This is a genomic window from Edaphovirga cremea, assembly GCF_003332275.1.
Lineage (GTDB): Bacteria > Pseudomonadota > Gammaproteobacteria > Enterobacterales > Enterobacteriaceae > Edaphovirga > Edaphovirga cremea.
This window is the reverse complement of sequence record NZ_QOVA01000007.1, coordinates 122,065-142,558: the sequence shown is the minus strand read 5'-3', so window position 1 is coordinate 142,558 and position 20,494 is coordinate 122,065. Positions and strand designations below refer to the sequence as shown.

Annotated in this window: 15 protein-coding genes; 6 read left to right on the top strand and 9 right to left on the bottom strand. The window is 52.7% G+C overall.

What is annotated here, in order from left to right:
- Nucleotides 1-117: 117 nt before the first annotated feature.
- The 3 genes from lplA (at nucleotide 118) to DRI82_RS12115 (ending at nucleotide 3,602) form a co-directional block, all read left to right on the top strand.
- A complete protein-coding gene (gene lplA / locus DRI82_RS12125; protein WP_114193960.1) occupies nucleotides 118-1,131 on the top strand; it encodes a lipoate--protein ligase in 1,014 nt (337 codons plus the stop codon).
- A 145-nt stretch (nucleotides 1,132-1,276) separates the two neighbouring features.
- Nucleotides 1,277-2,014 (top strand): EAL domain-containing protein, encoded by a 738-nt coding sequence (locus DRI82_RS12120; protein WP_114193958.1) that lies wholly within the window; start codon nucleotides 1,277-1,279, stop codon nucleotides 2,012-2,014.
- Between the two features lie 145 nt (nucleotides 2,015-2,159).
- Nucleotides 2,160-3,602, top strand: coding sequence for a protein adenylyltransferase SelO (locus DRI82_RS12115; RefSeq protein WP_114193956.1), 1,443 nt, complete (start codon nucleotides 2,160-2,162; stop codon nucleotides 3,600-3,602).
- A 69-nt stretch (nucleotides 3,603-3,671) separates the two neighbouring features.
- Here DRI82_RS12115 and DRI82_RS12110 read toward each other — a convergent pair whose 3' ends face one another.
- From DRI82_RS12110 to ppsR, 8 genes are all read right to left on the bottom strand, one after another.
- Complete coding sequence (locus DRI82_RS12110) at nucleotides 3,672-4,475, bottom strand: heme ABC transporter ATP-binding protein (protein WP_114193954.1); 804 nt, start codon at nucleotides 4,473-4,475, stop codon at nucleotides 3,672-3,674.
- Nucleotides 4,468-5,490 carry a FecCD family ABC transporter permease gene (locus DRI82_RS12105; protein WP_114194157.1) on the bottom strand — a complete coding sequence of 341 codons (1,023 nt, stop codon included), beginning with the start codon at nucleotides 5,488-5,490 and terminating at the stop codon, nucleotides 4,468-4,470. Before DRI82_RS12105 ends, DRI82_RS12110 begins: the two co-directional genes overlap by 8 nt.
- Nucleotides 5,491-5,504: 14 nt before the next feature.
- Entirely contained in the window at nucleotides 5,505-6,347 is an 843-nt protein-coding gene (locus DRI82_RS12100) for a heme/hemin ABC transporter substrate-binding protein (protein ID WP_114193952.1), read from the bottom strand.
- Nucleotides 6,344-7,384 carry a hemin-degrading factor gene (locus DRI82_RS12095; protein WP_114193950.1) on the bottom strand — a complete coding sequence of 347 codons (1,041 nt, stop codon included), beginning with the start codon at nucleotides 7,382-7,384 and terminating at the stop codon, nucleotides 6,344-6,346. Before DRI82_RS12095 ends, DRI82_RS12100 begins: the two co-directional genes overlap by 4 nt.
- 100 nt (nucleotides 7,385-7,484) lie before the next feature.
- Nucleotides 7,485-9,566, bottom strand: coding sequence for a TonB-dependent hemoglobin/transferrin/lactoferrin family receptor (locus DRI82_RS12090; RefSeq protein WP_114193948.1), 2,082 nt, complete (start codon nucleotides 9,564-9,566; stop codon nucleotides 7,485-7,487).
- 212 nt (nucleotides 9,567-9,778) lie between these two features.
- Nucleotides 9,779-9,967, bottom strand: coding sequence for a hemin uptake protein HemP (gene hemP, locus DRI82_RS12085; protein ID WP_114193946.1), 189 nt, complete (start codon nucleotides 9,965-9,967; stop codon nucleotides 9,779-9,781).
- A gap of 185 nt (nucleotides 9,968-10,152) precedes the next feature.
- Nucleotides 10,153-11,199 carry a 3-deoxy-7-phosphoheptulonate synthase gene (locus DRI82_RS12080; RefSeq protein ID WP_114194155.1) on the bottom strand — a complete coding sequence of 349 codons (1,047 nt, stop codon included), beginning with the start codon at nucleotides 11,197-11,199 and terminating at the stop codon, nucleotides 10,153-10,155.
- Nucleotides 11,200-11,375: 176 nt separating this feature from the next.
- Nucleotides 11,376-12,197 carry a posphoenolpyruvate synthetase regulatory kinase/phosphorylase PpsR gene (gene ppsR / locus DRI82_RS12075; RefSeq protein WP_114193944.1) on the bottom strand — a complete coding sequence of 274 codons (822 nt, stop codon included), beginning with the start codon at nucleotides 12,195-12,197 and terminating at the stop codon, nucleotides 11,376-11,378.
- A gap of 444 nt (nucleotides 12,198-12,641) precedes the next feature.
- Between ppsR and ppsA the strand changes: the two genes are divergently transcribed.
- Nucleotides 12,642-15,047 carry a phosphoenolpyruvate synthase gene (gene ppsA, locus DRI82_RS12065; RefSeq protein WP_114193942.1) on the top strand — a complete coding sequence of 802 codons (2,406 nt, stop codon included), beginning with the start codon at nucleotides 12,642-12,644 and terminating at the stop codon, nucleotides 15,045-15,047.
- Between the two features lie 514 nt (nucleotides 15,048-15,561).
- Here ppsA and ydiK read toward each other — a convergent pair.
- Nucleotides 15,562-16,671 (bottom strand): AI-2E family transporter YdiK, encoded by a 1,110-nt coding sequence (gene ydiK, locus DRI82_RS12060; RefSeq protein WP_114193940.1) that lies wholly within the window; start codon nucleotides 16,669-16,671, stop codon nucleotides 15,562-15,564.
- A gap of 279 nt (nucleotides 16,672-16,950) precedes the next feature.
- Here ydiK and ydiJ point away from each other — a divergent pair, with 279 nt between their 5' ends.
- Together ydiJ and menI are read left to right on the top strand one after the other, a co-directional pair.
- Complete coding sequence (ydiJ, locus tag DRI82_RS12055) at nucleotides 16,951-20,007, top strand: D-2-hydroxyglutarate dehydrogenase YdiJ (protein WP_114193938.1); 3,057 nt, start codon at nucleotides 16,951-16,953, stop codon at nucleotides 20,005-20,007.
- On the top strand, nucleotides 20,004-20,432 hold the full coding sequence (gene menI / locus DRI82_RS12050; protein WP_114193936.1) for a 1,4-dihydroxy-2-naphthoyl-CoA hydrolase: 429 nt from the start codon (nucleotides 20,004-20,006) through the stop codon (nucleotides 20,430-20,432). The genes ydiJ and menI overlap by 4 nt, the downstream gene beginning before the upstream one ends.
- Nucleotides 20,433-20,494: the final 62 nt, after the last annotated feature.

Sequence of the window (20,494 nt, the reverse complement as noted above, 5' to 3'; positions counted from 1 at the left end):
TTCAAATCTGCTCCAAGCAGATTTGTCCTGCGGCTCAAATTATTTAGGGTATATATCATGAGGTCATGATTGATTTTGCTGATAATATAATCGCAAACAATCTTTGGTGTGATCTCTATGAAAAGCTTGCGGCTACTACTCTCTGATTCCTACGATCCGTGGTTCAATCTGGCGGTTGAAGACTGTATCTTTCGCCAGATGACGACGCAACGCGTTCTCTTTTTGTGGCGCAATGCTGAAACTGTCGTTATCGGTCAGGCGCAGAATCCCTGGAAAGAGTGCAATACCCGGCGGATGGAGCAGGATGGTATCAAACTGGCCCGTCGCAGCAGTGGCGGTGGCGCGGTGTTCCACGATCTCGGCAATACCTGTTTCACCTTTATGGCGGGCAAGCCGGAATACGACAAAAGCGTTTCTACCGGTATTATCCTCGATGCGTTGAACTCTCTTGGTATCAACGCATCCGCATCAGGCCGTAACGATCTGGTTATGGCGACACCGGATGGCGATCGGAAAATTTCCGGATCGGCCTACCGTGAAACAGCCGATCGCGGCTTTCACCATGGCACATTGCTGTTGGATGCCGATCTGAGTCGACTGGCGAACTACCTGAATCCCGACGTAAAAAAACTGCAGGCCAAAGGGATTACGTCTGTGCGTTCCCGGGTGGCAAATCTCAGTGAATTCCTGCCTGACATCAACCATGAACAAATATGCGCGGCAGCCATGGAAGCCTTTTTCAACTATTACGGCAGTCGCGTGGAGCCTGAAATCATTTCTCCGGATGTTTATCCCGATCTGCCCGGTTTTCCTGAACAATTCGCCAAACAAAGCAGTTGGGAGTGGAATTTCGGTAAGGCACCGGCTTTTAGTCATTCACTTGATGAACGGTTTGTCTGGGGCGGGGTTGAGATATTTTTTGATGTAGAGAAAGGGGCGATCGGTCGGGCGAAAATCTACACAGACAGCCTTAATCCAGAACCGTTGGAGACGCTGGCCGAATTGCTTCCCGGTTGCTATTACCGCAGCGATGATGTCGCCGCGTGCTGCGAAAAAGTGATTGCGCGTTTTCCTGCGCAGCAGCAGGAGTTACGGCAGTTGCAGCAGTGGTTAACCACCGTCCTTAAATAATCAGGTAACTACGAATTATTATCTAAATTTATACATTTTCGTTATCTACGTTACATCATTGGTTTTAACGATGGGTTTAAGATAATCTCATCGGTAAATTCCGTAAAATATGATATTGCTGAGCCATTACCTGTCTGGAAAGAAAATGGAAATTCAACTCGATACGGCTTTTCTAAGTAGCTTCTGGTGCCAACCCGTCTATTCCCGGATCGGTAAGTTGCTCGCTGTAGAATTAGCGAACCGGTTCAATAGTGAAGACGGAAAGTTGACGATGCCAATAGAACTCGTCACGAAGTCCCTAGATTTACAACAATTAACCCAGATGCTTGATGAGCAGATCAATTATGCGACAACGCAGCAGGCATGGTTTTTAGAACATGGGATATTGCTGAATATTTTTGTGGATCAATCACTGGCTCAGTTAATTATTTCTGATGTCATTTTACGCAATAAACTCGCCGCCTTATCTTTTATTCGTTTGGAAGTGAGCGAGTCCTTCCCCGATATCTCACTGGGCAAACGGAATCCCGTTTTATCTGAGCTCAGCAAGCACTTCAGGTTGTGGCTGGTCAACTTTGGTTCGGGGAATGCCCATCTTGCGCCATTATTCGATCATCTGTTTGAATACGTAAAAACAGACAGGAATTTTTTCTGGCAGTTGGTCGCAGGTGAAAATTACAAGATTATCCTTCCATCCCTCCTGAGAAATATTAACCGCTTTTGTCAGGGCGTTGTTATTGATGGTATTGATACGAAAGATTATTTTTCCGCGTTGAACGATCAGCCTTTTGCTGGTGTTCAGGGAATGTTATGGCCGGGCGTCGATGAAAACGCACTGAATTGTTTGCTCACTTCCCCCTTGCCGTTCGCCAGTGAGTTGTAAAGACTATTTTCCCTTCTGTTTGCCATTATTCCTGATTTTCCGTCTCGTTTTTAGTCCATTCTTTTATGGTATAGCGATCTTTCTCCCTGTTTTTTCTCCGTGTTAATTCTCTTCGAGGGGTTCTACACTGAAGAGAGGAGGGCTTATGCCACATTTTGAGAACAGCTATTTCAACCAGCTTCCTGGCTTTTATACTGCCTTGCCACCCACGCCGTTGAAAGGGGCGCGTTTGCTTTATCACAGTGAACCCCTGGCAAAAGAGCTGGGTCTTGATGACAGTTGGTTTAGCCCTGAGCAGCAGGGGGTTTGGTCCGGCGATATTTTGTTGGAGGGGATGCAGCCGCTGGCGCAGGTTTACAGCGGTCATCAATTTGGCGTCTGGGCCGGGCAACTTGGCGACGGGCGCGGCATCCTGCTGGGTGAGCAGAAATTGACTGATGGCCGAAGCATGGATTGGCATCTTAAAGGTGCCGGGCTGACGCCTTATTCACGGATGGGGGATGGCCGCGCAGTCCTGCGCTCGGTAATACGCGAGTTTCTCGCATCGGAAGCGCTGCATCATCTGGGCATTCCGACCACGCGGGCATTGACCATCACGACCAGCGATCAGCCGGTATTCCGTGAACAGCCTGAACGTGGCGCAATGTTATTGCGGGTGGCGGAAAGCCACGTTCGTTTCGGGCACTTCGAGCATTTCTATTATCGCCAACAGCCGGAACAGGTACAGCAACTCGCTGATTATGTGATTGAAAAACACTGGCCGTCCCTTAGCGGACAACCGGGACGCTATCAGCAGTGGTTTACAGATGTCGTTGAACGCACTGCGCGACTGATTGCCCACTGGCAGACGGTGGGATTTGCCCATGGGGTGATGAATACCGATAACATGTCGATCCTCGGCCTAACGATCGACTACGGTCCCTTCGGTTTTCTGGATGATTACCAACCGGGTTACATCTGCAACCATTCCGATCATCAGGGACGGTATGCGTATGACAACCAGCCTGCAGTCGGGTTGTGGAATCTGCATCGATTAGCGCAGGCATTGTCTGGATTGATGACCATTGAGCAACTCGAAACGGCACTTGCCGCCTATGAACCTGCGTTGATGGCCGCCTATGGGCAACAAATGCGCGCAAAACTGGGCTTTTTCACCGAAGACAATCGGGACAATTCCCTGCTGACCGATCTGTTGAGTCTGATGGCCAAAGAGGGGCGGGATTACACCCAAACCTTCCGCATGCTGAGCGATGTCGCGCAGCATGAGGCGTATTCACCATTGCGCGATGAGTTTATCGATCGACAGGCATTTGACGGCTGGTATCAGCGCTATCGCCAGCGGTTGCAAAATGAAAATGTGAGCGACAGTGAGCGCCAGCAGAGCATGAAATTGGCCAATCCCCGGATTATTTTGCGCAACTATCTGGCGCAGCAGGCGATCGAGCGGGCGCAGGAGGATGACATCAGCGTGCTGGCGCGGTTACATCAGGCGTTGCGCGATCCCTACGGTGACGCACCCGAGTTCGCGGATCTGGCCCGCTTGCCGCCGGATTGGGGGAAACATCTGGAAATTTCCTGTTCCAGCTGAGGCGTGATGCCGGGCATGTCCGCCCGGCATCTGCATTCTTTACGTAAATAAACCATCGACGTAAATAAATCATTGACGTAAAAAAATCTGCGGCAATGAATGCTCGGGATGAGGGTGTACACCAAGGTCAGCCTGATACCAACGTGTCAGTATGGCGCTGGTCAATACCTCCGCAGGCGTTCCGCTGGCAACCAGCTTCCCGTTATGCAACAGGAAAATCCGGTCAGCATACAGCGCGGCCAGATTGAGATCGTGCAGCACACAACACACGGCCAGCGGCTGCTCACGGGTTAAGCGGTGCAGCAAGCGTAGCGTATGTTGCTGGTGGTAGAGATCGAGCGCGGATGTGGGTTCATCAAGGAACAGGCCGCGTGGGGTGTTCTCCGGCTGCCAGAGCTGGGCCAATACCCTGGCGAGCTGGACGCGCTGTTGTTCCCCACCTGAAAGCTGGCGGTAATCACGATCGGCGAGGGGCAGGCAGTCCGTCTGTGCCATCACGTCGTCTATTGCCAGCTTGTCCTGACGCATTGCGCCTGCGCGCTGTGAATGTGGGGAACGACCCATCTGAATCACTTCCCGAACGCTATAACCAAACGCCAGTTCACTGTGCTGGCGCATGACCGCCCGGGTGCGAGCCAGTGTTTCGGGTTGCCAGCTTTTGAGCGGGCTTCCCAATAAGTGGCACTCGCCCTGCTGCGGTTGCAGGTAACCGGTCAGTAATCGCAGTAGCGTCGATTTACCTGCCCCGTTCGGGCCGATAATGGCCACCAATTCCCCACTGTGCAGTTGCAGGGAGATGTCGTCAATCAGACAGCGATTTCCAGCGTGAAAATGCAAATGTTCGGCGTCAAGCCAGAGAGTGGTATCAGGCATTGGATCTCTCCCGCTGGCGCAGTACCAACCATAAAAAATAGGGGCCGCCGATCAGGCTGGTCAATAGTCCAACCGGCATCTCAGCCGGGGCGACAAGAGTGCGCGCCAGCGTATCGGCAACCAGCAACAGGCAGGCTCCACCCAGCGCCGCACCGGGTAACAGCCAGCGATGGTTCGGCCCTACCTGCATTCTGATCAGATGCGGTATGACCAGACCAATAAACCCGATCACGCCACTGACCGCGACGGCAGTACCCACCATCAAGGCACTCAGCAGCAGCAGGGTCAGTTTGGTGCGCCGGATATTAACGCCGAGGTAGTGGGCCTCCTCATCACCGAGTTGCAGCAGATTGAGCTTGCGGGCCAGCAGCAGGCTCGCCGTACAGGCGGGGAGAATCAACGACGCTGCGACAGCAAGCGTTGACCATTGCGCCTGCCCCAGACTACCCATGCTCCAGAGCGAAAATTGCCGCAACTGCTGATCGTCGCTGGTATACGTCAGCATACCCACAGCGGCACCGCAAAGTGCATTGATGGCGATACCGGCCAGCAGCAATCTGGCCAGATTCCCGTGACCCACCTGGCTCAGGGCAAAGATCAGTAATGAGATCGCCAGACTGCCCGCAAACGCGCCAATCATATGGCTGTAAAGCGCCAGTAAGGGGGGAAGTGAAAAGGGCATAACGATCAGTAACGCCACGAACAGGGCTGCGCCGCTGCTGATACCCAATAAACCCGGATCGGCCAGCGGGTTGCGAAACAGCCCTTGCATCACTGTACCGGAACAGGCGAGGGCACAACCGACCAAAACGGCCAGCAACACCCGCGGCAGCCGGATATTCAACCAGATATGCCATAGCGGATCCTGCCACGGCGTATGCCACAGCGTGGTCACGGAAAGTTGTAGCGCCCCCATATTGGTGGAAACCAGAGCCAGACAGATCAACAACCCGCCCAGACCCAGAACGGTCCATACGGGGGTGATCCGTAACCGCCTGCGTGGCTGGGCGTTCATTGTCCGGCTCTCACTCATTTCACCTGCTCCAGGGCCTGGCGCAGGGTCATCAGCACTTCAGGCGTTTCCAGGCCAAAACCGAGCAGTGACATGTCATCCACAATCAGCATGCGCTTGTTGCGCGCGGCTGGGGTCATTGCCATGCCCGGCAGGTTCCAGATCTGATCAACGCCACCCAAACTCTTGATGCCGCTATCGCTCAGCAACAGTAAATCCGGTGCTGCGGCAATGACGCCCTCCTGGGACAATGGACGGTAACGACTGAAGCCCTGCATGGCGTTGGTTGCGCCCGCAGCCTGGATAATGGAATCCGCCGCAGTGTTTTGTCCCGCCACCAAAGCCGTCGCACCGCCGTGGCTCATGATGAACAATACTTTGACGGGAACTGGCGTTATCGCGACGTTATTCAGTCTTGCCGTGAAATCAGCCGCCAGTTTTTCACCCTCAGCCTTACGGCCCAGCGCGTTGGCAATGACTGAAATTTTTACCGTTACCGCATCCAGTGTGGTGGTACCGGGTACGCGGACGACGTTGACGCCGCTCTCCTGAACTTGCTGAAGAACCAGTGACGGTTCGGCCAGTTCGCTACTGATCACCAGGGTGGGTTTCATTGCCAGAATGCCTTCGGCATTGAGCTGGCGCATGTAACCGATATCAGGCAGTGCGGTAACAGAGGCAGGTTTCAGGCTGGTACTGTCGCGAGCGACCAACTGATCGCCAGCCCCCAGTGCAGCGACAATTTCAGTCACGTCGCCACCAATTGAAACAATACGTTCGTTTGCCACGGCGGGGAGCGAGGCTGCCAGACTCAGCAGCAGTGCGATCCAACGCAGGGGAGAGCGGGTCGGGGTTGTCATGCGGCAATATTCCTATTGATTAACGAGGCGATTTGTTCGCGCCATTGTGTCTGTTCGGGTTGTCCTTCGCTGCGTTGACCATACAGTTGCGCAATTTGCGTTCCGTCGGCTGCAAACAGCTCCAGACTGGTCACGAAACCATCCTGGGTTGGTTTACGGGTGACCCAACTTTCGCTGATGGCGTTTTCGATCAGATGCAGGGTAAAACGTGAATTGAAGACGTTGATCCACTCATTGTAAGGAACCACTTTTTCGATCCTCCCCGTGAAAATCTGCACGCAACCGCGGTTGCCAACAAAGATCATGATTTCGTTCTGCTGCTCGTGTGCCACCGACAGCAACTGACTTAATGACGTGTTATCAACGCGATAGGCCAAATCGTCACCCACGGCCTTGAACGCCTGTTGCCGACTGATATCGTGACGTTTAAGCAACTGGAAGAATTGGTGCACATCGGTCATGGCGCGCCACTCACTGTCGATTGCCTCAGATGCGCTCTCTGAAGCCGGATTCACCGCTATAGTCGTGGCCGGGATAAGCGCCAGCGGTGGATTGTCTTCACCGATCGATGCCGCAATCAGCGCGTGCCATGCATCCATGTCGGTCAATTCTGTAGTATAGACTTTGTGTACCGCATCACCCTGTTGGTCAAAAAATTGGATGCTGTGGCGTTCTCCGCGCGCAGTCGTCTCTGTCACGCTGAATATATTCACCCAATGCTGCAAGAACAGACGCAAATCCAACTCGCGGGGATTGAGGATCAACCCGGCGTGGCCGCTCAGATGCTGGTGCTGGTAAAAGCCCATTTGCTCATGTACCGCGTAGCTGTTACGGGTAATCGCCTTGGTCTCTCCCACCTGTTCCAATCCTGCGAGCAAGGTACGGGCATCGGTCTGCACGCGCTGGGCGTCATGCCCTACACGCGCATGGGTCAGTTCTGCCTCGCTGACGTTCAGTGATTCAGCCAGATCACGGGCGTATTTTTTGGGGTGATCTGCTTTAGCTTGCTGGTAACGTTGAAAAAGCGATGAGTTCATATTTGCTCCTATTGGCTCTTATTATTTGGGTCGTCATTGCATAAATATAATGTACAAACAGCGTGGTGCTGCAGAGCCAGCCCTGCGACACCACGCCCACTTACCACTGGTAACTGACGAACAGTTTGGCGTTGCGGCCATCCTGTGGAATACCCTGCGGGGAGTAGTATTCCTTGTCGAAGGCATTGCCGAGAACCACGGTGGTGGTCATACCTTGCCATCCATTCTGGCCTTTATAGCTCAGGTAAAAGTCATTCACTGCGTAACCCGCCTGTTCCGAGTAATCACTGCTGACCCGCGTTGAGCGCTCAGCAAATGTTGCCACCCAACCGACTGAGAAACCGCTGTTTACCACAGGAACGTCGAGCATACTGGTGACGGTGTCCGGGTTGATACTGGAAAGCCAGTCGCCCGTATCCCGGTCTTTCCCGCGGGTACGGTTATAGGCGAGATCCCAATTGAACCATTGCGTTTTGTAGCTCATGGTTGCGTCCCAACCCCAGATTTTCGCCCGGTCGATGTTGGTGGAATACGTTGAACACTCTCTACAGTAAAAACCGTTGGGGCCTCTTGCCATATCCATTGTTACGCCAGTGGTGATGTAGTCTTTGGCGTTGGTATCGAAATAGCTGGCCTTGAATTGCAGATCATCGTCGGCCAACAGAAGGTTGTCGAAGCGCAGCCCGAAACCATACTCTTGCGTCTCATTGGTTTCCGGCTTCAGATTGGGATTCGGCACCCAATAGTTGGTCAGCGTGTTACCGCCGATATTCATCGAGAAGTGTTTGGAATCGTTGTACATCTCGCCCATGGTCGGGGCGCGGAAAGCCTGCGCATAGGAACCAAACACCATCAGCCAATCAGTCGGGGTTATGCTTACCGCACCCCGCGAAGACCATTGGTCTGCGTTGACGTCCTCATAGCCGTCGCTGCTGCCGCGATAGTTGTCATAGCGGGTTCCGGCAAGAATGGAGACCGGCAGATCGCGCAGGGTGATTTCATCTTGCAGCCAGCCCGAAGCAAAATTGATATCGGCCTGAGGGAAACTTTCCGTTGCGCCGCCAGGCGTTTGCTCCTGCTTATACGCCTCAGAACCATAGGTCAGTAAGTGCGACGCGATGCTGTCGGTAAACAGATAGGTACGGTTTTCGAGCTTGGCACCTTTGGTCGTCTGTTTGCGATCCTCTTCATCCGTACCTTCAGGGCGGGCATTGATCTGCACTTCGGAGTAATAAACGGTTGCCGTGGCGTCAACCCATTCCTGATCGAGAGGTTTCAGATGATAACCGAGTTGGGCATCACGTTGGATAGTGGAACGATCGGTCAGGACATTGCCGCTTGAGATGTCGCTGGTTTGCGGATTTTTTGGCTCTTTTGCGCGATTATTGTAGTAGCGCAGATTACCGCTGATGGATTGCGCCGGATCGAATTGCCAGGTGCCTTTTGTCAGCACGTTGCTGATGGTTTCATCATTGGGTGCATCGAAACCATCACTTTGGCGAATACTGCCGACATCGCGGGTACCGAAAGAGATCAAGCCGTCAAGATCATCGGTTTTGCCGTAGGCGCTGGCACCCATGCCCAGACTGTGATCGCCGGTGGCGCCGAGGCCAAAGACGCGGAATCCGCTGTCATGACCAGGAAGTAACAGATCGGCGGCATCGACGGTTTCAAACGAGACCACGCCACCCAGTGCTCCGCTGCCATACAGTTGAGCCGACGGGCCACGAACCACTTCGACCCGCTTGACCAGACCCGGATCGAGGAAAGTGCTATTGATATGGCCGGTATCCGTTCCCTGACGGATGCCGTCCACCAAAATCAGTACGCCACGACGATCGTAGCCGCGCAGCGAGATATCCTGTCCGTTGGTTCGACCCGTGCCAGAAATCGCCACGCCCGGAACATGGCGCAGCATATCGTTGGCGGAGGATGACGTGAGACTTTCCGGACTCTTACCGTCCACGACGGTGACCATCATCGGCGCTTCAAAACTGCTGCGCTGATTGCCTGTGGCAGTCACGGTCATTTCATCGCGGGTAGTGGCGGAAGTTGTGCTTGAATCTGTCACTGATGGCGTGGCAGATGGTGTTGATGTTGCGTGCGCTACCATCGGCAGAGCACAGGCGATGGCCAGGCTCAACGCTGAAAAACGCAGCCGGGTAGTCAGGTGCTGAGGCATTATGCAATTCTCCATATGCGAAAACATATCAATAGATTTGCTGGCTGCCTCGATCTTGAAATCTGGGTGGCTTGCTTATTACTTGTTACAAATACTCGTTACACACATTCGTCATACATACCCGTCATACATGAAGTTACGGCGGCTGATCTCATAAGGATTAGCGACCGACCGCTCCAGTTACGCTGGATACAAATGGATAAACGAACGAATTATTTTGTCAGGATCAACTTACCGGATTTGGTTTCTCGCAATTGGTATTGCTGGCCCTGATGATTGATGAATACCATGCCCTGCGTACCGAGAAGGGTTTCACTGTCAATGCAGCCGATCTCGCGGATAGCGGAACCGGTGTTCTCGGAAGTCGGCGAAATATCATTGGATTGGACATCTTTCTGCATAGTGTAAATGTTAATGTGAATTAATCTCAATGTGAGAATCATTATCATATCAACGGGCGGTTACATCAAGAAAAATTTGTTGGCTTTGTGATAGGTCGAGCAGGTGGCGATCGCAGGATCAAAAGTGCAGGCAGGTCGTGAAGAATAGGGCGCAGTAATGCGCCCATGAACTGAAGGGATAACAACTAGAAACGGCTGTCGACGGCGTCGGCCAGCATGGCGAGCAAAGTCTTGCTGTCGTCCCAGTTCAGGCAGGGATCGGTGATCGACTGACCATAGGTCAGCGACTGCCCGGCAACGATTTTTTGCGATCCTTCCAGCAGGAAACTTTCCGCCATAATACCGGCAATGGCCGTTGATCCGCTGCGAATCTGCTGACAAATATCCTGTGCGACGTCCAACTGTTGGCGATGGCGCTTCTGACAATTACCGTGACTGAAATCGACTACCAGACGCTGCGGCAGGTCGAATTCGCTCAGGTTTTTGCAGGCCGCAGCAATATCGCTGGCGTGATAATTAGGGGTTTTCCCACCACGCATAATCACATGGCCGTAAGGATTGCCGCTGGTCTGATAGATGGTCATCTGGCCACTCTTGTCGGGTGACAGAAACATATGACCGGCACGGGCAGCACGGATCGCGTCGATGGCGATACGGGTATTGCCATCAGTGCCATTCTTAAAGCCGACCGGGCAAGAGAGCGCGGAAGCCATCTCACGGTGAATCTGGCTCTCGGTGGTACGAGCACCTATGGCGCCCCAACTGATTAAATCGGCAATATACTGGCCGATCACCATATCAAGGAATTCAGTGGCGGTAGGCAACCCCATCTGATTGACCGCCAGCAGCAGTTTGCGCGCCAGTTCTATGCCGTGGTTAACCCGAAACGAGCCATTGAGCTCAGGATCGGAAATCATTCCTTTCCAGCCCACAACGGTACGCGGTTTTTCGAAATAGGTGCGCATAACGATTTCAAGCCGATCCTGGTAACGCTCGCGTAAAACGTTTAATTTCGCGGCGTAATCGATAGCGGCTTCAATATCGTGGATAGAACACGGGCCAATGACCACCAGCAGACGCTGATCTTTCCCGCTGATAATATTCTCAATGCGTTGCCGCGACGCCGTCACGTTATCTGCAACAGACGCCGAGATCGGCAGCTTATCCGCCAAAGCCTGGGGCGTAATAAGGCTGTCGATGCGCGTCGTACGCAGTTCATCTGTCTTGTACATACTGTTCTCGAAATTTTTTTCTTCGCTGCGGCAGGAATACCGGGAAGTGATGGAGATCACAATAAAGGAAAACCAGATGAATTCAACCATTGCACGCGGGATATGCAGGGAATTATCAAAAAAATATTGGGAAAATGAGGAAAGTGACCGGTGGCATAAAATTGCCACCGGACAGATCAGAACAGACGGCGACTCATGCCAAAACTGTCGAGAATTTTCGTTGAGATCTCTTCTACCGAATAGTTGGTGCTATTGAGATAGTGGATCTGGTTTTTGCGATACAGGGCTTCCACTTCGGCAACTTCCATCCGGCATTGTCGCAGTGACGCGTAGCGACTGTTCTCCCGGCGCTCTTCGCGAATTGCTGCCAACCTTTCTGGGTTGATCGTCAAACCGAACAGCTTGTGCTGGAAAGGTTTCAGGGCGGCCGGGAGTTGGATATTGTCCATGTCGTCGGCGGTAAAGGGGTAGTTGGCCGCGCGCACGCCAAATTGCATCGCCAGATACAGGCTGGTGGGCGTTTTGCCGCAGCGGGAAACCCCCAAAAGAATCACCTGCGCCTGATCGAGGTTACGCAGCGAAATGCCGTCATCGTGCGCCAACGTGTAGTCAATGGCAGCGATACGAGCGTCATATTTGCCCAGATTGCTTTCGGTCAGACCGTGGGTACGATTGGCGACAGGCATGGGATCGACGCCGAGTTCATTTTGCAACGGCCCCACCAGCGCCTGCACAATATCCTGGCAGAACCCTTCGCTACTGTTGATGATCTGCCGGACATCCGCCGCGATAATCGAATAAAACACCAACGGGCGAACGCCGGTTTTCTCATAAATATCATTTATTTGTTGGCAAACTCCGCGGGCGCGCCCTTCTGTTTCCACAAACGGCAGGGAGAAAATGGTGGCCTTCACTGGAAATTGTGACAGCACCGCATGTCCAAGCACCTCAGCGGTGATTGCCGTGCCATCAGAGATGTAAAATACGCTTCTTTCCAACGCAATACTCCTTTGCTATACACCGGGAAATGCCATTCATTGAATTAAAAATAACATCTAATTCGCTAATTGTTTATTTCTTTTGGCAGGTAAAAAAATAAGCAATTAACTTTAATCATGAAATGCTGTTTTATTTTATAAATAATTAAAAATGACAGGGAGATATTTCTTAGTTAAATGAAATTTTCATATTATTAATTATAGTTATGGAATTTATCTTTCATCATGATGGTGTCTATGAATGAAAAACCATGAATATCATAAGGATAATTGCGTTCTAAAAAAGCAATTATATTTGGATTTATCTGAAATAAAAAAGTTACAGGGGGTGGATCGATTCACCTGTCCTGTTTTTATTGATCATTGTGCTAATCTCAGAAAGCTGATTTAGATTATTCAGCGACTGCCAATTGTATCTCACTGAATGTCAAAAGGATTGTTTCGATGTCTAACAATGAGTCTGACGTGCGTAATGTTCTCTGGTACAACCAGCTTGGAATGAATGACGTAGATAAGGTGGGAGGCAAGAATGCTTCTCTGGGTGAAATGATTACCAACCTCTCTGAGCTGGGTGTTTCAGTGCCTAATGGTTTTGCTACCTCGGCTCAGGCGTTTAACGACTTCCTGGAACAAAGCGGCGTCAACCAGCGCATTTATGAACTGCTGGATGAGACTGATATCGATGATGTCAGTGAATTAGCCAAAGCAGGCAAGCAGATACGCCAGTGGATTGTAGATACACCTTTCCAGCCCGCGCTGGAACAGTCGATCCGGGAAGCTTACGAAGAACTCTCATCTGACGATGACGACGCCTCCTTTGCCGTGCGCTCCTCAGCCACGGCGGAAGATATGCCTGACGCATCCTTTGCTGGGCAGCAGGAAACCTTTCTTAATGTGCAGGGGTTTGACGCGGTAATGATCGCGGTCAAACACGTGTATGCCTCATTGTTCAACGATCGTGCGATCTCTTATCGCGTGCATCAGGGTTATGATCATCGCGGTGTCGCTCTGTCGGCAGGCGTGCAGCGCATGGTACGTTCTGACCTGGCGTCTGCTGGCGTGATGTTTACCATCGACACGGAATCTGGCTTTGATCAGGTAGTGTTTATCACCTCGGCCTACGGTTTGGGCGAAATGGTGGTGCAAGGGGCCGTCAACCCAGACGAGTTCTACGTCCACAAGCCAACGCTGGAGAAGGGCAAACCTTCAATCGTCAGGCGTACACTGGGCTCGAAAAAAATCCGCATGGTCTATGCCCCGACTCAGGAGCATGGCAAACAGGTGCGTATCGAAGATGTGCCAACTGAACTCAGTACCCGGTTCAGTCTGAACGACGAAGAAATCCAGTCTCTGGCGAAACAGGCCGTGCAGATTGAGAAACATTATGGCCGCCCGATGGACATCGAGTGGGCAAAAGATGGACACACCGGCAAGCTGTTTATCGTTCAGGCGCGTCCTGAAACGGTGCGTTCCAACGGTCAGGTGATGGAGCGTTATCAGCTCGGCGATCGCGGTGATGTGCTGGTTGAAGGGCGCGCTATCGGCCACCGCATCGGTGCAGGCCCGGTTAAAGTAATTCATGATATCAGTGAGATGAACCGCATTCTGCCGGGTGACGTCCTGGTTACCGACATGACCGATCCTGACTGGGAACCGATCATGAAGAAAGCCTCGGCGATTGTCACCAATCGCGGCGGACGCACCTGCCACGCGGCGATCATTGCCCGTGAATTGGGTATCCCGGCGGTTGTGGGCTGCGGCAATGCGACGGATCTGCTGAAAGAAGGCCAAAAAGTCACGGTTTCCTGTTCAGAAGGTGATACTGGCTACGTCTATAGCGATCTGCTTGAATTCTCAGTGCAAAGCTCGGAAGTCAATGAATTGCCGGATCTGCCGCTGAAGATCATGATGAACGTCGGTAATCCGGATCGTGCGTTTGATTTTGCCTGCCTGCCGAATGAAGGTGTCGGTCTGGCGCGGTTGGAATTTATTATCAACCGGATGATTGGCGTCCATCCGAAGGCACTCTTGGAATTTGATCAGCAAGAGCCTGCCGTGCAAAGGGAGATCCAGACGCTGATGCAGGGTTATGACAATCCGGTGGAATACTATGTGGCGCGTCTGACCGAAGGGATTTCAACGCTGGGTGCGGCGTTTTGGCCGAAGCGGGTGATCGTGCGGTTGTCTGATTTCAAATCCAATGAATACGCCAATCTGGTGGGGGGCGAGAAATACGAACCTCATGAGGAAAACCCAATGCTGGGCTTCCGTGGTGCTGGCCGCTACGTGGCTGACAGCTTCCGTGACTGTTTTGCCCTGGAATGCGAAGCGGTGAAACGCGTGCGCAATGACATGGACTTGACCAACGTCGAGATCATGATTCCCTTCGTTCGAACCGTTGCACAGGCGAAAGCCGTGGTGGCTGAATTGGCGAACCAGGGTTTGAAGCGTGGTGAAAACGGACTCAAAGTGATCATGATGTGTGAGATCCCGTCCAACGCACTGCTGGCCGATCAATTCCTTGAGTATTTCGATGGATTCTCCATTGGTTCGAACGATATGACTCAATTGACGTTGGGACTGGATCGCGATTCTGGCGTGGTCTCAGAACTGTTTGATGAGCGCAACGAGGCGGTGAAAGCACTGCTGTCGATGTCGATTCAGGCCGCCAAGCGTCACGGTAAATACGTTGGAATCTGTGGGCAAGGCCCCTCTGACCATCAGGATTTTGCCGCGTGGCTGATGGAAGAGGGGATCGACAGTTTGTCCCTGAACCCTGACACCGTGGTGCAAACCTGGGTAAGTCTGGCGGAAGTGAATAAAGCGGATAGCGCCGATACGCCAGCTTAATACGCCACATTTCATACGCAAGAATTGATGTGGCACGACACAACTAAAGGCCATCGCTTCGGCGGTGGCTTTTTATTTATCACTTTTTATTTATAAATACGTGAAAACCTATAGCGGAAGGGCAGCATAAAGGAATAGGCAAAATACAGGCAAAAAAAAGCCCATCATTGGATGACAGGCAAAGACTACACACAGCAATTAGATGATTTTTAATACTCACTCAGGGGAAAGCTTGTATATAAATCAGTGGGTTGAAATCCGATCTGGTTTCAATATTAAGGGGCGGGCGAAAGTTAGTCTGTAAGAATCATCCTAATCGAAAATCCTTCCCAGCCAATGAATCAGTAAGCTCCTGCAATCGCGGGCGTTCAACAAATATCGATTAGGATTATCGCCATATAAAAGAGAAACTGGTCGAATGCAAAAAGGCAGGCAATGAAAACGGCGGGGCTGAGGGTGTCATCTGGGGAAGCCGGATGCCACAAGCGGCAGCATCCGGCGACAAACGTTACTTTTAAGAGTGCTTCATATCTTCGATGTCTTGTGCGACTTCATGCAGATCTTTTTCTGGCTCAGGGGCTTCGTTGACCCACGCAGAGATCAGGCGGTAGGAAACAGCCAGCACAACCGGACCGATAAACAAACCGATCATTCCGAAGGCCAGCAATCCACCGATAACGCCTGACAGAATCAGAATCATTGGCAGATCCGCACCCATACGAATCAACATCGGACGCAAGACGTTATCGAGAGTCCCGACCACGCAACTCCAGACCAGCAAAACGGTGCCCCAGGTGGTATCACCGCTCCAGTACAACCAGATAATGGCAGGGATAAGCACCAACAGCGGCCCGAGTTGGGCAACACAGCAGACAAACATGACGACGGTTAGCAGCGTCGCGTATTGAATACCGGCAATCGCCAGACCAATCCCGCCGAGTAGCGCCTGAACAATGGCGGTAACCACCACGCCCAACGCCACCGCGCGGATTGCCTGCCCGGCGAGTAATACCGCTGCATCACCGCGCTCAGCACCCAGCCGGAAGGCAAAATGACGGATCCCCATGCCCACTTGTTCGCCGCGCGAGTAGAGCAGAATACTGAACAGAACCATCAGCGAACAGTGCAAAACAAACCGTCCGATATTGGCCGCCTGCGTCACAAACCATCCTGCCGCCTGACCAATATAAGGCTGGATTTTTCCCATGACTGCGCCGTTCCCGCCGTGAAGCAGACCCTGCCAACCGTAGTACAATTTGTTACCCACGATCGGGATTGCCTGTAGCCACTGCAATTGCGGCGCATGTAATTTTGACGGGTCACTGGCCAGTGCCACCAGCGCGCCGCCATTATCTACGACGCTGCTAATCAGCAGGGCAATGGGCAGAACGAACAGCAGGATCAACAGTAAGGTCATGACGATGACGGCCAATGACCGCCGCCCCCACAAGAGAGCCTGAATTTTTATTAACAGAGGCCAGGTTGCAATGACCACCATACTTGCCCAGGCAAAGCCTAAAATAAAGGGTTGTACCACCCAAATGCTGGCAACCGTCATCAGGGCGATGAACAACACCCCAAACATAATGCGGGGCAAGTCATAATTCTTATGCGGATAATTCATGCATGGATCTCATCAATGTATAAGGCAAATTTGCCGGAGAACAATCTGCTAATCATGATGCATTTTTGAGATTTTTCACAGCCAGGCAGCATCATTTGTTGTGGCCTCCCGTAGGGGTACGGTTTATGTTAGGGGGCAGGCGCGCATAAAAAAGAAGTGTGGTAATTTTATGGCGAAAAAAAAAGATGGATCTGCACAACAGATCGGGTAGTAGGCGGACAGGCGAGATACACAACATCTATTCGTTATACACAACATAAAAAGGACAGGGTCAAAAATATGATCCCACAAATTTCTCAGGCACCAGGCATGGTTCAACTGGTGCTCGATTTTTTGGAAGCATTGAAAGATAACGGGTTCAACGGTGATACGGCGACCAGTTATGCCGATCGCTTGACGATGGCGACTGACAACAGCATCTATCAACTCTTGCCGGATGCCGTGGTTTTTCCGCGCTCAACGTCTGATGTGGCGCTGCTGGCCCGATTGGCAGGGGAGGAGCGTTTCCATAGTCTGGTCTTTACGCCTCGCGGAGGGGGTACCGGCACCAATGGTCAGTCGCTGAATACCGGCATTGTTGTTGATATGTCACGCTATATGAATCGTATTCTGGATATCAACACTGAGCAGGGTTGGGTCAGGGTCGAAGCCGGGGTGATCAAGGATCAACTGAATGACTATTTACGGCCTTTCGGTTATTTCTTTTCGCCTGAACTGTCGACCAGCAACCGTGCAACGCTCGGCGGCATGATCAACACCGACGCCTCCGGTCAGGGTTCATTGGTCTACGGCAAAACATCGGACCACGTCCTGGGGCTCCGCGCCATCCTGCTGGGTGGGGAGATGCTCGACACGCAGGCGATCCCGACCGCACTGGCGGAGAAGTTGGGTGAAGAGCAGTCCACCCTCGGACGGATTTACCGCACGGTATTGGATCGCTGTCGTGAAAACCGCGCGCTGATTATCGAGAAATTCCCAAAACTTAACCGCTTCCTCACCGGTTATGATTTACGTCACGTACTGAGTGACGATCTGCAAACCTTCGATCTTACCCGAATCCTCACGGGCGCGGAGGGTACGCTGGCCTTTATCACGGAAGCGCGGCTGGACATTACGCCGATCCCGAAAGTCCGGCGTCTGGTGAATATCAAGTACGACTCTTTCAACTCTGCATTGCTCAATGCGCCGGTAATGGTGCAGGCCAACGCGCTGTCGGTAGAAACCATCGACTCGAAAGTGCTCAATCTGGCGCGGGAAGATATCGTTTGGCATTCCGTCAGCGAATTGATTACTGACGTGCCCAATCAGGAAATGCTGGGCCTGAATATCGTTGAGTTTGCCGGTGACGACAGCGCGTTGATCGAGAAGCAGGTGACAGAACTCTGCGAGCGGCTTGATGGTTTGATGTCGGATAAACGTGATGGCGTGATCGGTTATCAGGTCTGCGGGGAATTGGCGGGAATTGAACGCATCTATGCGATGCGCAAGAAAGCCGTGGGTTTGCTGGGTAACGCCAAAGGGCAGGCAAAACCGATCCCCTTTGCGGAAGACACCTGCGTGCCACCGCAGCATCTGGCTGACTATATTGTCGAATTCCGCGCATTGCTCGACAGCCACAATCTGAGTTATGGCATGTTTGGCCATGTGGATGCGGGCGTATTGCATGTGCGCCCCGCGCTGGATATGTGCGATCCGGCGCAGGAAGTGCTGATGAAGCAGATCTCCGATCAGGTGGTTGAACTGACGGCCAAATATGGCGGCCTGCTGTGGGGCGAACACGGTAAAGGTTTCCGTGCCGAATACAGCCCGGCATTTTTCGGTGAGGAATTGTTTACTGAACTGCGTCGCATCAAGTCGGCGTTCGATCCCGATAACCGTCTGAATCCTGGCAAGATCTGTGCGCCATTGGGTAACGATGCGCCGATGATGAAGGTGGATGCGGTGAAACGTGGCACCTTTGATCGGCGTATTCCGCTCAATGTGCGAACGGCGTTTCGCGGCGCGATGGAGTGTAACGGCAACGGCCTCTGTTTTAACTTCGATGTGAAAAGCCCGATGTGCCCGTCGATGAAAATTACCGGCAGCCGCATTCATTCGCCGAAAGGGCGGGCAGGGTTGGTGCGTGAATGGCTGCGCCTGTTGGCGGAGCAGGGCGTGGATCCGCTGGAGCTGGAGAAAAGTCTGGCCGAGAAGAAACGGATCAGCTTCCGCACGCTCCTCGATAAAACGCGCAATTCATGGCACGCCAGCAAGGGGGAGTATGACTTTTCGCACGAGGTAAAAGAGGCCATGTCAGGCTGTCTGGCCTGCAAAGCCTGTTCGACCCAATGTCCGATCAAGATTGATGTGCCCGGCTTCCGCTCGCGCTTCCTACAGCTTTACCATACGCGTTACCTGCGCCCCGCCAGGGATTATCTGGTGGCAGGCGTTGAAAGTTATACGCCACTGATGGCGAAGGTACCGAAGTTCTTTAACTTCTTCTTCAAGCAGCCGTGGGTACGGGAAATGAGCCGCGGTACTATTGGCATGGTGGATTTACCGCTGCTTTCAACGCCGACGCTGCGCCAGCAGATGCTCGGGCACAGTGCCGCAACCATGACGCTGGAGCAGCTTGAGAAGATACCGCCAGCCAATCGCGGTGAATATGTGCTGATCGTGCAGGATCCGTTTACCAGTTATTACGACGCCCACGTGGTGGCCGATTTTGTTCGTCTGGTCGAGAAGCTCGGTCTGAAGCCGGTCCTGCTGCCGTTCTCGCCAAACGGCAAAGCGCAACACATCAAAGGTTTTATGGTCAAATTTGCCAGGACGGCGCGCAAAACGGCTGATTTCCTTAACCGTATTGCGCAATTGGGGATGCCGATGGTGGGCGTTGATCCGGCATTGGTGCTCTGCTATCGCGATGAGTACAAAGAGATTCTTGGCGATACGCGCGGTTCCTTCCAGGTACAATTGGTGCATGAGTGGTTACAGGGTGTACTGGCAGATAAACCGGTACAGCAGATGAGCGGGGAGTCGTGGTATCTGTTTGGTCACTGCACCGAAACCACGGCATTGCCAGCCAGTACCCAGCAATGGGCGTCGATTTTCTCACGTTTTGGCGCGAAGCTCGAAAATGTCAGCGTCGGTTGCTGCGGTATGGCCGGAACCTACGGGCATGAAGCGAAGAACCTCGCCAATTCATTGGGGATTTACGAGTTGTCGTGGCATACGTCACTGCAACGTTTACCGCGTCAACGCTGTCTGGCAACCGGCTATTCGTGCCGCAGTCAGGTTAAACGCATCGAAGGCAATGGTGTGCGCCACCCATTACAGGCGTTATTGGAGCTGATATGAGAATTTGGCGACGCGAAGCCACCCTCGACATGCTGAACAAGACCGGTCAAGCATGCATGGTTGGTCATGTGGGAATTGAGTTTATCGTGCTGGGTGACGATTACCTTGAAGCGACCATGCCGGTGGATTCCCGCACGACACAACCGTTCGGATTGCTGCACGGTGGCGCGTCAGTGGTACTGGCCGAGTCGATGGGATCAATGGCCGGGTATCTGTGCACTGAGGGCAATCAGCAGGTGGTGGGTTTGGAAATCAATGCCAACCACATACGCGCAGTGCGCAAGGGGCCGGTGCGCGGCGTGTGCCGGGCGCTCCATACCGGGCGCAGCCATCAGGTGTGGCAAATCGAGGTGTTCGATACAGAAGGGCGGTTGTGTTGCACGTCGCGCCTGACCACCGCGGTTATCAACGCGCCTGCCTCCTGACTTTCCAGTGATCAAACGCCGTATGCATAAGCTGCGGCGTTTTTTTACGCCCAAAAATTGAC